General features: G+C 55.3%; 9 protein-coding genes and 3 pseudogenes. 10 read left to right on the top strand and 2 right to left on the bottom strand.

Annotation, left to right across the window (positions count from 1 at the left end; translation table 11 throughout):
• Positions 1-9 precede the first annotated feature (9 nt).
• From IPP88_24995 to IPP88_24950, 10 genes and pseudogenes are all read left to right on the top strand, one after another.
• Positions 10-960: a tyrosine-protein kinase family protein gene (locus IPP88_24995; GenBank protein MBL0125774.1), complete on the top strand. Its 951-nt coding sequence runs from the start codon at positions 10-12 to the stop codon at positions 958-960.
• A 230-nt stretch (positions 961-1190) separates the two neighbouring features.
• Positions 1191-2642, top strand: a complete 1452-nt coding sequence (locus IPP88_24990) for a TIGR03016 family PEP-CTERM system-associated outer membrane protein (protein MBL0125773.1) — start codon at positions 1191-1193, stop codon at positions 2640-2642.
• Positions 2643-2657: 15 nt separating this feature from the next.
• Entirely contained in the window at positions 2658-3785 is a 1128-nt protein-coding gene (locus tag IPP88_24985; GenBank protein ID MBL0125772.1) for an AAA family ATPase, read from the top strand.
• A 266-nt stretch (positions 3786-4051) separates the two neighbouring features.
• A pseudogene (gene asnB / locus IPP88_24980) lies at positions 4052-5845 on the top strand (asparagine synthase (glutamine-hydrolyzing)).
• 24 nt (positions 5846-5869) lie between these two features.
• Positions 5870-7408, top strand: a complete 1539-nt coding sequence (locus IPP88_24975; protein MBL0125771.1) for an acyl--CoA ligase — start codon at positions 5870-5872, stop codon at positions 7406-7408.
• Positions 7409-7454: 46 nt separating this feature from the next.
• A complete protein-coding gene (locus IPP88_24970; GenBank protein ID MBL0125770.1) occupies positions 7455-7715 on the top strand; it encodes an acyl carrier protein in 261 nt (86 codons plus the stop codon).
• A gap of 130 nt (positions 7716-7845) precedes the next feature.
• Positions 7846-8771, top strand: a pseudogene (gene nadE, locus IPP88_24965) (NAD(+) synthase).
• 101 nt (positions 8772-8872) lie between these two features.
• A pseudogene (gene prmC, locus IPP88_24960) lies at positions 8873-9818 on the top strand (peptide chain release factor N(5)-glutamine methyltransferase).
• Positions 9819-9988: 170 nt separating this feature from the next.
• On the top strand, positions 9989-10360 hold the full coding sequence (locus IPP88_24955; protein ID MBL0125769.1) for a hypothetical protein: 372 nt from the start codon (positions 9989-9991) through the stop codon (positions 10358-10360).
• Between the two features lie 126 nt (positions 10361-10486).
• Positions 10487-10951 (top strand): hypothetical protein, encoded by a 465-nt coding sequence (locus tag IPP88_24950; protein MBL0125768.1) that lies wholly within the window; start codon positions 10487-10489, stop codon positions 10949-10951.
• Between the two features lie 25 nt (positions 10952-10976).
• Here IPP88_24950 and IPP88_24945 read toward each other — a convergent pair whose 3' ends face one another.
• Both IPP88_24945 and IPP88_24940 read right to left on the bottom strand, forming a co-directional pair.
• Positions 10977-11510 carry a xanthine dehydrogenase family protein molybdopterin-binding subunit gene (locus IPP88_24945; protein ID MBL0125767.1) on the bottom strand — a complete coding sequence of 178 codons (534 nt, stop codon included), beginning with the start codon at positions 11508-11510 and terminating at the stop codon, positions 10977-10979.
• Positions 11500-13161 (bottom strand): xanthine dehydrogenase family protein molybdopterin-binding subunit, encoded by a 1662-nt coding sequence (locus tag IPP88_24940; protein MBL0125766.1) that lies wholly within the window; start codon positions 13159-13161, stop codon positions 11500-11502. Before IPP88_24940 ends, IPP88_24945 begins: the two co-directional genes overlap by 11 nt.
• Between the last annotated feature and the right edge of the window lie 46 nt (positions 13162-13207).

Raw genomic sequence — 13207 nt, 5'->3', positions numbered from 1 at the left:
GATGGCACGATGAGTCTCATCGAACGAGCCGCCAAACGCCTTGAAGAACTACGCCGCGCGGGCGTCGAGGTAGCCGTCCATGGAGGAGAGGAGTCCGGACGAGCCCAAGGCTCCATTCAAAATGGATCGAGTGCGCAACGTGTACACGCTCAAGCATTTATGCGTGTCGATTCGGCTGGCCCGCTACGGGGTGTACCGGAATCCGACGTAAACGCCAAAGCAACTCTACGCAACTTCGAATTGGATTTGGTCAAACTTGCGACCCTCGGTTTTGTTACCCCTGATGTACCCCGTTCACGAATCGCGGATGAATTTCGCATTCTCAAACGGCCGCTGATCGCGAATATGTCGGATAAGAAGGCGGTGCCGGTCAAGCATGGCAATCTGATCATGGTGACGAGCTCCGTGCCCGGCGAGGGGAAGACATTTTCTGCGGTCAATCTTGCCATGAGCTTGGCAACGGAACTGGATCGAACCGTGTTGCTTGTTGATGCTGACGTCGCACGCCCGTCACTTCCCGCGCTACTTGGTCTACCGCCCGGCAAGGGCCTCCTCGACGTACTTGATAGCAAGGCCATTGACCTAAGTGATGTGTTGATACGCACCAACGTGGGGAAACTCAGCATTTTGCCCAGCGGCAATCCCCATCCGCAAGCAACAGAACTATTGGCGAGCAGCGCGATGGCGCAATTGCTGGACGAAATGTCTGCACGCTATGCCGATCGCATCATCATTTTTGATTCGCCGCCGTTGCTGGTTACTACGGAAAGCCGTGTATTGGCGACCCAAATGGGACAAATCGTATTTGTCGTTCACGCCGAATCCACCCTGCAGTCAGATGTAAAGCGGGCGCTGGCAACGATAGAATCCTGCCCGATCAAGATGATGGTTCTTAACCAAGCGCGTACGGTTGGGCAAGGCGCGCATGGCTATGGTTATGGATACGGCTATGGCAGCTAATCTATTTTTCCGTGTCACTAAAATGGATTTTCTTCCAACAAGATCATCGCCGGAACCCCGTTCGCAGACCTATCCAGCACGGACAAGCATCCAATGCAAAGGAGCGTAAGGCGGCCAGCGCAACAGATCGTCGATTGCCACTTTGCGTCGGGTTGATGGCAGTGTTTGCTTCACCACTGCTGTATGCGCAAATCCAGCCTCTCGCGACGCCGCCGGAAACGCCTGCTGTCATGTACACGCCAACGTTTCGTGTCATTCCATCGGTCGTGTTGAGCGAGCGCTACACCGATAACGCGGCGCAACTTACTTCCGCGGCGGCGCAGAGTGACTGGGAAACAGACGCTGCGGCGGACTTGCACATCGATTATCGCAGCGCCCGGGCAAATGCAATGCTGGACTACCGCGTGAATCGACTTCTTCACGGACACCTTTCCAGCCTCGACACCACTCAGCACAACCTGAGTTCCAGTGCAACCCTGGAGGCTATTGAGAAATGGCTTTTTCTGGACGCGCGTGCGAGTATCGCACAACAAAACCGTTCCGCTTTCGGTGTTGCCGGCATCGCCGACGTCACTAGTACCAGTGAAAACCGGGTTGAAACCACGACCTACCAAGTCTCACCCTATATTCGCGGAAAATTCACGGAAGCAGCCACATACTTTTTCCGCGTGAACGGCGCCGAGACGCATACTGGTGGAGGCGCGATTCCAGATTCAAAAACGTATCAATGGAACGGATTCGTGAAAAACGCACCCTCTGCAGGGCGTTTGGGTTGGTCTGTCGACGGCAATGCTTTTTCCTTTGACAACAACACCGTTGACAAACGCTACAATTCGATCGTTCGCGGTACCGTCACTTTCGAAATTGATGGTCAGCTTCATATGTCGTTAAGCGCCGGAAGGGAATCGTCAGACTTGGACGGTCTCGGCAGGCGCAACACAAACTCTCCCGGGCTGGGTTTGGAGTGGTCCCCCAGCCAGCGAACTCAAATGGCGGCAGTCACGCAGAAGCGTTTTTTCGGAAATGATCATCTTGTTGCATTGGCCCACCGAACGGCACTCACCGCACGGCGATTTTCAAGTACCAGGGAAATTGCGTTTTCCACAAATGATCTTGCAGGATCCAGTCCGGTTTCAGTCAATAGCTTGTTGCTGGACCTGCTGGCTTCCGCGATCCCGGACCCCAACGCGCGAGCGGAAGCCGCGCAACGAAGGTTCACCCAAACGGGGATACCCGCCACATCTGGCATCCAGGACGGACTTCTCACTGTACGACCATTCCTTAGCAGACATCAGGAGGCGTCGGTCGCACTGATTGGGACCAGAAATACTGCCACTATCAGTCTTGGCCGGCGCGAACAACGCGCGATCGACGGCAACAGTACGGCACCTGGCAGCGGCACGCCGATCGAAGAGTTTCGCCAATTCGGCGCAAATGCAGCCTGGGCATATCGCTTGTCACCCGTTTCTACTTTGCAGATGGTTGCCTCATATTTGCGCACCAAAGGGCTATTTTTGGAGAATCTTTCGACGACACAAAGACTACAGAGCCTGTTTTTCGTCACCCAATTGGGTCCGCGTACGTCGGCATCCCTTGGCGTACAGAGGACTATTTTTGACAGCACCGTGATCAACGGTTATCGCGAAAACGCGGTCGTGGCATCCCTATCCTTACGTTTTTGAAGTCCCAGACGACCCATGTATGAGTCATTCTATGGGTTGAGCGGCAAGCCGTTTCAACTCAATCCGGACCCGGCGTTCTATTTCGGTAGCCGCCAGCACAAGCGTGCGATGTCTTACCTTGAGTACGGCCTTCACCAGAACGAAGGATTCATCGTCATCACTGGGGAAATCGGCGCTGGCAAAACCACGCTGGTTCGGAATCTACTAAGTCAGCTAAACGACGAGCAGGTCGTGGCGGCGCATCTGGTGAGTACCCAACTGGATGCAGACGACACACTGCGCATGGTCGCGGCTGCATTCGGGATACCAACCAAGAAAGTCGATAAGTCAGAGTTGTTGCTCCTGCTTGAAGCGTACCTGGTATCCGTCGCACGGGACGGCAAGCGCTGCCTTCTGGTGGTCGACGAAGCGCAAAACCTGACGCCGCGCGCCGTTGAAGAATTGCGCATGCTGTCGAATTTCCAACTTGAGACGCATGCCTTACTCCAGAGCTTCCTGATAGGACAGCCTGAGTTTCGTGAAACCTTGCAAGGGCCTGAAATGGAGCAGCTTCGCCAGCGAGTCATTGCTGCCTGCCATGTTGGGCCGCTTGGCGAGGCGGAGACGCAAGGTTACATTGAGCACCGACTTGGCTGCGTCGGTTGGAAAAATATTCCGCAGTTCCTGCCCGAGGCACATCGCGCAATTTTTGGGGCAAGCGGCGGCATCCCCCGCCGGATCAATGCGGTTTGTGACCGGCTACTTTGGTATGGGTACCTCGCTGACAAAAAAATATTTTCAGATACCGATGTGGAGGAAGTTGCGGCGGAAATGGATGATGAGTCGCGCCCGTCCAGCTTGGCTCAGCACGCACACAAGACAGATACTACGGCGGGAAACAATGCAGTTGACTCCACAATGAATAGTGGTCAGCTCATGCAAATGCCCGAGGATTACAAGGCCGCCGGTGACGCCTACAACGTCATTTCCAGCCTCTGCAACGATGTGCTGGGCGAACAACTCCTTCACATCGAGCAAGGCATGCGTCGTCTAGATGCGACGATGCTGCGAATTGAACGAAGCAACCTGGTCTCTACCGCGATGTTTCGTCGATTGCTTGATTGGATGCGAACTCGAGAAACGGGCCGAGATGATGTTGCATGAGCCATTTGGATGCACTCGTCGATCGGCGGAAGGTTTCAGGCAGTTTCTGTGCTTCCGGGAATTGGGCACTCACCATTTTGCGGCGTGATACGAGCAGACAATCCTCAAGAAACGAACAGACTTTCTTCTCTAATAAAATGTCGCCCCTGGGTGAAATGCCCTTTCGTCGCGGTAGCAATGCAAAACGCTCACATGTCCCATCGAAATCTAGCTTCCCGAATTCGGCAAGTCCGCGGTACGCGCCGCTGACTGAGGCCTGACAAAAGATGTGTGGAATTGCCGGCATACTGAGCTTTACCTCTGGTGGTCCACCCAATCGCGGGGAACTCGCGGCGATGATCGCGCGCCTGCACCACCGCGGACCCGACGGCACGGGCTACTTTCTGGATGGCCCCATTGGCCTGGCGCATGCGCGCTTGAGCATCATTGACCTTGCCGGCGGCCAACAGCCCATTCACAAGGAGGCGCGCACTATATGGGTGGTGTTTAACGGCGAAATTTTTTAACTACGTCGAGTTGCGTCGTGAGTTGGAGGCGCAAGGCCATCGTTTCTATACTCAATCCGATACAGAGGTCATCGTTCACCTATTCGAACAATATGGTGAACGTTTTGTCGAGCATCTGAACGGCCAGTTCGCGATTTCGCTTTGGGATACGCAGCGGCAAACTCTGGTGTTGGCTCGCGATCGTACCGGGATTCGACCGCTCTTTTATACTGAGTCTGCCGGCCGACTGATATTCGCATCCGAAATTAAGGCTTTGTTTGCGCTTCCAGGCGTGCAGCGCCGCATTAGTCCGCAGGCAATTGCTGAAATCTGCACTTACTGGTCACCACTCGTGCCACGCACGGCATTTGACGGCGTACTATCTCTACCACCCGGCCACCTAATGGTTGTCGCCAATGGCGTTCAGCGCATCAGCAGCTATTGGGATTGGAAGTTTCCGCAATCCGTACTGCGTACGCGGCATACCGAGGAAGAGTATGCCGACGAATTGCGCGAATTGCTGGTTGATGCCGTCAAGCTACAGCTGCGCGCCGATGTGCCTGTGGGGGCATACTTGAGTGGAGGGCTGGATTCTTCAATCATTACATCGATCATCCACAATTTCACCAAAACGCCGCTGCGCACTTTTTCGCTGACATTCGAAGATGCAGAGTTCGACGAAAGCGCGCACCAGCGTGAATTAGTAGAGTACCTGGGAACAGACCACACATCGCTACGATGCACACGGGCCGATATTGCAGCCGCCTTCCCGCGCACCATTTTCCATGCCGAAACGCCCATCGTTCGCACCGCACCTACGCCGCTAATGTTGTTGTCTGGTCATGTCCGCGCCTCGGGATACAAGGTGGTGTTGACCGGCGAAGGAGCGGATGAAGTGTTCGGTGGCTATGACCTTTTCAAGGAAGCGAAGATTCGCCGCTTCGGCAGTTCTTTTCAAGCGATATGCGCGCGGCGATCGGCGAATGGGATCCCTATGCGCGGATCAAAGCTACGCTGCCACCTGATATTGGAAGTTGGATACCCATGGGACGCGATCAATACGTCGAGGCACACACCTTGATGACCGGATATCTATTGTGCTCGCAGGGTGACCGGATGGCGATGGCGAATTCCATTGAGGGTCGCTTTCCGTTTCTGGATCATCGCCTGATCGAATTTGCGAACCGCCTGCCGCCACAATTAAAAATGCGCGGGCTGACGGAGAAGTATCTGCTGAAAAAATCGATGACCGGCCTGCTTCCAGAATCGGTGCGGACGCGCACGAAGCAGCCTTATCGCGCGCCGGACAGTCAAAGTTTTTTCAATGCCGGAAAGCCGACCGATTACGTGGCAGACCTGTTCAGTACGCCAAAGATCTCTGCCGCGGGGTTCTTTGACGCCAACGCGACGACCAAACTGTTTGAAAAATGTCGCACTGGACGCGCGATTGGCTTTGCCGACAACATGGCTTTCGTCACCATTTTGTCGACGATGTTGCTGCACGAACAATTTGTCGTTGGCAATATTGCCGAATCAAGCGCCGCAGTGTCATTAGAAAAAGTGCACGCCACATAACTACTCAACTACTTCTAGAAAAACATATGCTCCTACACCACTTTTTTGACGAATCTGCCAAATCGCCTGCCAGGAAAAACTGCCCTGATTTGCGGTGACGATCGATACACCTATGCCGATATCGCAACTCGCGTGGACCAACTAGCGCGACTGCTACATGCCCGTGGTGTGAAACGCGGTGATCGAATCGCGTTGTTTCTTGACAACGGCATAGAATTGGTTTGCGGTGTATACGCAGCATTACGGATCGGTGCCGTCTTTATGCCCATCAATGCACTGACCAAGGACGACAAGCTTGCATACCTTCTCAATGATGCGCGCGCAAGTGTCCTCATTACTCATTCGTCGCTTGGCGGAATTTGGCGAGGGCCGTGCTCGACCAACTCCACGGTTCATACCTGCCTTGTGGTTGAGGCGATCGATGATGCAGGTGATACTACAGGCCGATTTCTGCCTTATCCGGCAGCCGCGCTTCCGCTTGACGGGGTCGGCGTTGAGCCTGCCACAATTGATCAGGATCTTGCCGCGATCATCTATACGTCGGGCTCAACCGGTGACCCGAAAGGGGTAATGCTGACGCACCTGAATATGGTTTCTGCGGCCCGTTCGGTGAGTACCTATCTGGGACTACGAGAAGACGATACCGTCATCTGCGTGCTGCCGCTGGCGTTCGATTACGGACTCTATCAGTTGTTGATGACAATGAAGGTGGGCGGCACGCTGGTGTTGGAGTCCTCCTTCGCCTTCCCGATCAAGGTCCTGGAAATCATGGTTCGGGAACGTGTGACAGTGTTTCCGGGAGTGCCGACGATGTTTTCGCTGCTGATGAATCTGAAGGGACTTAACCAGTTTGCGCTACCGTTGTTAAGAATGATTACCAATACGGCGGCCGCGCTGTCGGAAGAGCATATCCGACGCCTGCGTGCCCTTTTCCCGCAAGCGACTCTGTTCTCCATGTATGGATTGACCGAGTGCAAACGCGTGACATACCTGCCACCGGAGCAACTGGACATACGACCGACCAGCGTCGGACGCGGCATGCCGAACGAAGAGGTCTGGCTGGTCGATGATGCGGGTCGGCGGCTGCCAAATGGCAGTACCGGCGAACTGGTGATTCGTGGATCAAATGTGATGCGCGGGTATTGGGAGAAACCCGTCGAGACAACCGAGAGGCTCAGACCAGGTCCACAGGCCGGCGAGATGCTGTTGTACTCAGGTGATCTGTTTCGTACTGACGTCGAGGGTTGGTTATACTTTGTTGCACGCAAGGACGATATTATCAAGAGTCGTGGTGAGAAAATTAGTCCGCGTGAGGTGGAAAATGCAATCTATAGTCTTGATGGCGTCCTCGATGTGGCAGTGGTCGGAACGCATGACGACATTCTTGGCGAAGCGGTAAAGGCATTTATTGTGCAGAAAGATGGTTACACGCTGACGGAACGCGATATCATTCGCCATTGCCTTGCGCATTTGGAAAACTTCATGGCGCCCAAATATGTGGTATTCGTCACAGAATTGCCAAAGACGGACACCGGCAAAATCAAGAAATCCGGTCTGCGCTGATTCAGAATTTTGTTTTTTTGTTCACCCAATTACGGCAAGGTCCAAAATGCAAGACATCAAGACAATGGTTCGCAAATTCCTGCTAGATAATTTCGTCATGGGCAGCAATGTTGAAATCGCCGATGACGCGTCTTTCATGAAAGGGCACATTCTGGATTCGACCGGATTCATCGAACTGATCATGTTCATCGAGGAGTCCTTTGACCTCAAGGTCGAGGATGCGGAAATGTTGCCGGAGAATTTTGATAGCCTCGTGAACATTGAAGGCTACATCGCACGCAAACGTGCGGTCAATGCGGCCACCTAATCAATAATCAATTTATACTTGGAAGGCACGTAATGTCCTCCGATGCATTGAGGTTGAAACCAGCCCACACTCTCATGCCGATGTCCTTGCGATTGACTGCGAGGCTGAGACCAAGCGGATCGTCGATCGAATGATCGATATCGTTGGGCGGCAGTTACGTCGGCGCGGTGTAATAATCGCCCTGTCTGGCGGAGTGGATAGCTCAGTTTGTGCAGCCTTGGCGGCGCGAGCCTTCGCTCGTGCGGGCACACCAAAGATTTACGGCTTAATGCTACCGGAGACAGATTCTTCATCGCACAGCCTCACGCGTGCAACTGTCATCGCAGAGCAATTTGGTATTCCATACGCCGTCGAGAATATTGCGCCGACGCTGGAGGCGCTGGGATGTTATCGCTGGCGGGACGACGCCATGCGGGCCGTGTTTCCCCAATTTGCAGCGGACTGGAAGAGCAAGATTGCCATCGCGGGCGGACGTGATGGTACGTTTAACTATTTCAAGTTGGTCGTGCGGTCGCCGTTGGGCGAACTATTCGAGCACGCCTGCCCTTGCGAGAGTATCTGCAGATTGTGGCCGCCACCAATTTCAAGCAGCGGGTTCGCAAGACTGTTGAATATTTCCACGCCGATCGTCTGAACTACGCCGTTATCGGGACACCCAACCGGCTTGAGTACGACCAAGGTTTCTTCGTCAAGAATGGCGATGGAGCGGCGGACCTTAAGCCGATTGCGCACCTTTATAAGACGCAAGTTTACGCGATGGCGCGTCACCTCGGTATTCCCGATGAAATCTGCAATGCCGCGCCAACGACTGATACCTATAGCCTCCAGCAAGGGCAGGACGAATTTTATTTCGCGCTGAGTTACGACAAAATGGATATTGCGCTTTGGGCGTTCAATCACGGCGTGCCAGAGGATGAGTTGGCACAATTCCTGTTGACACCGCCAGCGCAGGCAGCATTCATCTACAAGGATATCGTGGCCAAGCGTCACGCTACACGCTACCTGCATGCCGCCCCGCTCCTGGTGGAGCCGGTGGTGGAGATCTCACCTTCATAACATTTCCTGTTGACGAATTCGATGAATACTCGCGGTGCGGAATGACCTTTGCGCCTGATCAGTTTCAACAAATACATACTCAGCGTCTTGACGCTGATGCGATGGAAGTTTATCGCAGATGTGAAGTTGATCTCGACGCAGCATGGCGCGCCTATCAAGACAAGCCTGCTGAAACGCCAGCGACCACCGTTGCTGCGCTGTGGCACACGGCGGCGGGACAGCCGCTCTCAGTACAACGTGCATTTGAAGTTGCGCTACCACCGTTGGATGTGACGGGCACTGAACGATTGAGCGCATTGATGACCAAGCGACTGCAGGGCGTTCCGCTTGCGCACCTCACAGGATGGCAGCAATTCATGGGCGTCGAGTTCCAGACCTCAGTGGCGGCGTTGATTCCGCGTATGGAGACAGAACTGCTCGGTTATGCAGCCTTGGAGCAACTGCATACGATTGTGCGTGAGCATCAAACTGCAACGGTCATCGATGTTTGCACCGGGTCTGGAAACCTTGCCATTGCGCTTGCATATCATGCGCCGCACGCTCGTGTTTGGGGGACAGACCTTTCGGTCGATGCGGTTGCTCTTGCGCGACGCAATGCTGCGCATCACATGCTTTCGGACAGAGTGACCTTTCTCAGCGGCGACCTCATGACACCATTTGATGCCCCTGAATTTCACGGGACTGTTGACCTGCTGGTCTGCAACCCGCCCTATATTTCAAGCGGCAAGGTAGACACGCTGCCGGGCGAAATTATCGGCCACGAACCGCGATTGGCCTTCGACGGCGGTCCATTGGGTATCCGCATCCTACAGCGGTTGATCAATGAGGCGCCCCGCTTTCTTCGCAAAGGCGGCTGTCTTGCCTTCGAAGTTGGAGTCGGTCAGGGGACGGGGCATGCGTCGACGCATTGAGCAACATGGCGGCTATTGCGATGTGCGCGAAATTACCAACAGCAACGGGGAGACTCGCGCTTTGCTAGCCCGCGCGCGCATTGCGGGAACTTTCAATGCTGGGCTTCCGTCCCATGGCAGGTTCACAGGTGCATAGGCGGTAAATTCGTGCCCAACATTCTAGCCATGGATGCCACGTCCACCATTGATGAACCGCCCCGCATGGCGATCCAAGAGCAACCTGCTTACAGGACGACAGTGGCCGATCTAGCAATCGACTCGGATATGATTGTTGCGCTTTGGCGCACCGGTCTAAGTCAAAACGGTATGCCAAAAGCCAAATTCGATTGGTACTACCAGCATAACTCCGAAGGTACTCCGCTAGTCGTGTTTCTACGTCTCGAAGGCGCTGACAATCCGGTCGGTGTGGCTGCCGTCGGTCCACGACGAATGCGATTTGGCGAAGTGACATTCACGGCGGGCGCACTGGTGGATTTTGTTCTCCAGCTCGAACATCGGACGTTTTTTTTTCCGGCCATTTTCCTGCAAAGGAAATTCGTCGCCGCGCGCTTGGTCAATACCCCATTCTGTTTGGCTTCCCGAACCCGAAGTCACTGGCAATCGTACGTCGAATCGACTATCGGTGCGTGGGACACATGGTACGGCGTACCCGTGTACTTCGGTCCGCAATGTACCTGACGAGGTACCTGCCAGGCTGGTTAAGCGGCGTCGCGGGTGCCGGGATAGATGCAATGCGATCAACCACAGTAATTATGCGTGGACTCATCAATACAGGCTTTCAAGCGCAGTGGCAGGAACGCCCTGATGACGCTTTTGACGACCTGTGGAAGCGCGCTTAGCATACCGGACGTGGTAATGGGCGTTCGCGACAGTGCATTTCTGAAATGGCGATTTGTCGATATGCCATCGAAATCCTACCGATTTTTCACACTGATGAGCTCTACAGACAAGCGTCTGGTCGCATATGCAGTCTGCGACGCGGATAGCGCAGTTATGAATGTCGATGATTTTCTCGTCGACCCGACGGTACCTTCCGCTGCGACGCGACTTTGGCTGGAACTTTCTCGTGAGGCTACTCGTATGGGACATTCGAGTCTGTGCGTCGAATTCTTGGGATCCGATCAGGAGCAAAGGCAACTAAGTGCGGCGGGCCTGATTGTTCGCGATCAGCGCCCCGTTTATGCATCGTTCGCAGTACCATCTCCCGCAACGAATAAATGTCTGACGGACGCGTCGACCTGGTACCTGACCTCGGCAGACGACGACTGATAAGCCGGGGCTCTTCATTTCTTGATCAGTCAATCCTGAGCGGCAAAGTGCGCAGGCGTCGGTCGGTGAGGACGAACACTGCGTTGGCAATCGCCGGCGCAATTGGTGGCAACGCTGCCTCCCCAACCCCAGTTGGTGGGTGATCTGAATGGACAATATGCGTTTCGACGATCGGCACATCGCCCATCCGTGGAAGCTGGTATTCGTGCAAATTGCCCTGCACCACGCGGCCGTTACGGATCTCAATGCCGTCATCCAGCGCCGCCCCCATGCCCATGATCACGGCGCCTTCCACCTGTTGAGCAATGCCATCAGGATGCACCGCCAGGCCGCAGTGAATCGCACACACCACTCGATGCACTCGCGGACGGTTACCTTCGATCGACACTTCTGCCACTTCAGCTACCACACTACCTACGGACTCATACAGCGCAACACCCAAGGCGCGTCCTTGCGTTCTCAGCGCTGCCTGTCGTTCGGGACTATATCCTGACTTTTCAATAGCAAGTTCAAGCGTCTCCAGATGACGCGGCTGCCCGGCTAGCAGTTCACGGCGCAAGGCAACAGGGTCCCATCGGATCGTGGCAGCTAACTCGTCCATAAATGACTCGATAAAAAAAGCCGTTGTACGAGGCATCTACACTTCGCCACGAGCCGATGGGAACCGCTGAATTGACCTGCACATGACGGTAACACTGATGTGGAATCGCATAGGCAAGTCCGCCGACGATCGGCGGGCTTGCAGGTTTGGACGTTCCGGGCTCGTTACGGCTGTCTTGTGCTCGCCCTACCGATTCAGAGGCCACTCTCAAATCAAGCGCCATGACTTTTCCCGTGGCGTCGATTGCGGCACGCAAGCGGGCTGTTGCGGCGGGGCGATAAAAGTCGTGGCGAAAGTCCTGTTCACGCGTCCAAATCATGTGTACAGGACGGCCATCGGCCTGGGATGCAATAGCAACAGACTGAAACACGAAGTCGGCCTCGAGGCGCCGACCAAACCCACCACCAAGCATCGGCACCACCATCTCAACTGCCTCGGCCTTGACGTTAGCAGCCTGGGCCGCAGCGGCAATCGCAACGCGCGGCGCCTGCACCGGTGCCCATACCCGGACGATGCCGCCACTCACCTGTGCAGTGCAGTTCATAGGTTCCATGGCCGCGTGCGCGAGATATGGCACCGCGTATTCAGCCTCGAGTTTGTTACCGGCGGCGCTTAACGTTGCATCTGGATCACCTATGACCGACTTGACGACACTGGTCCCGCCATCCAATGCCGCCCGTCGCCTGGAAGCCAGCACATTGGTGTCGATTGTCGCACCGGTTATCTCATTCCAGGTAATGTCTAGCGCGCCCGCGATCTGCTGCGCCGTCCACCAACTATCGGCGATCACCGCCAGCGATTCTCCCTGCCCGTAGCCTGCCGGGACAGGTACAACTTCGGCGCCCTGTACCTCCAGAGGCACCCGAAAAGTTACCAGCGTCGCGCCGATCGACGGGGGCATTGCGAGCGCCGCGTAACACATACCTGGCAGGCGCACATCCGAGGCAAATTTCACACTGCCATCACCCTTTGCGCGCGCATCAGTGCGCGTGGGCGACCGCCCAATAAGCCTGAACTGCTCTGGAGATTTGACATTGAAATCTCTCGCCGGCTCGACAACGATCGCACGGCTCAATACTTCCGCGTACGTAAGCCGCGTGCCGTTCGGCAGTACTACGAAGCCCGTCTCAGTGCGGCACTGTCGGGGATCCGCCGCGTACAGGCGCGCGGCGGCATTGACCAGTGAAGCGCGCGCCTGTGCGCCAACCATGCGTATGGGCCGCCACAATTCGCGAAGGCTGGTAGAACCGCCAGTCGTGGTCGAGACACCGAGCGTTTGCCGGCCCGCGACATCTTTCAGCCAGCGCTTGCTACGTGCCACCAGACGCTGATCCTCAAACAATGCCGGCAACATTGCCTCCGCAACCATGATATTGCCGAAAATTTTGTGAACCGGGGCGTCCATGATCTTGACGCGTTCGAGCGGAATGTCCAACTCTTCGGCAGCAAGCATGGCCAGCGCGGTATATACGCCCTGCCCCATTTCGCAGCGTGGCACCGCCGACCGTGCACCGCCGTCTGTCGTTAGTTCAATCCAGCCGCTAAATGCAATTTCGGCATTGCAACCAGACACAACCGGGAGACGAGGACGTAATGCGGGCTTGAGCACTCCCCCCAGCCAACAATGAATGCACTGGCACCCCTGCAGCGGCCAA

This window comes from Betaproteobacteria bacterium, from assembly GCA_016720925.1.
Lineage (GTDB): Bacteria > Pseudomonadota > Gammaproteobacteria > Burkholderiales > Usitatibacteraceae > UKL13-2.
Note: the sequence above shows the minus strand (reverse complement) of the source record. Positions and strands in the feature narration are given on the sequence as shown.

Excerpts from the sequence above, each read along its gene's own strand:
- IPP88_24970 (MBL0125770.1), top strand. The coding sequence starts at position 7,455 with ATGCAAGACATCAAGACAATGGTTCGCAAATTCCTGCTAGATAATTTC.
- IPP88_24955 (MBL0125769.1), top strand. The coding sequence starts at position 9,989 with ATGCCAAAAGCCAAATTCGATTGGTACTACCAGCATAACTCCGAAGGT.
- IPP88_24990 (MBL0125773.1), top strand. The coding sequence starts at position 1,191 with ATGTACACGCCAACGTTTCGTGTCATTCCATCGGTCGTGTTGAGCGAG.
- IPP88_24995 (MBL0125774.1), top strand. The coding sequence starts at position 10 with ATGAGTCTCATCGAACGAGCCGCCAAACGCCTTGAAGAACTACGCCGC.
- IPP88_24950 (MBL0125768.1), top strand. The coding sequence starts at position 10,487 with ATGACGCTTTTGACGACCTGTGGAAGCGCGCTTAGCATACCGGACGTG.
- IPP88_24985 (MBL0125772.1), top strand. The coding sequence starts at position 2,658 with ATGTATGAGTCATTCTATGGGTTGAGCGGCAAGCCGTTTCAACTCAAT.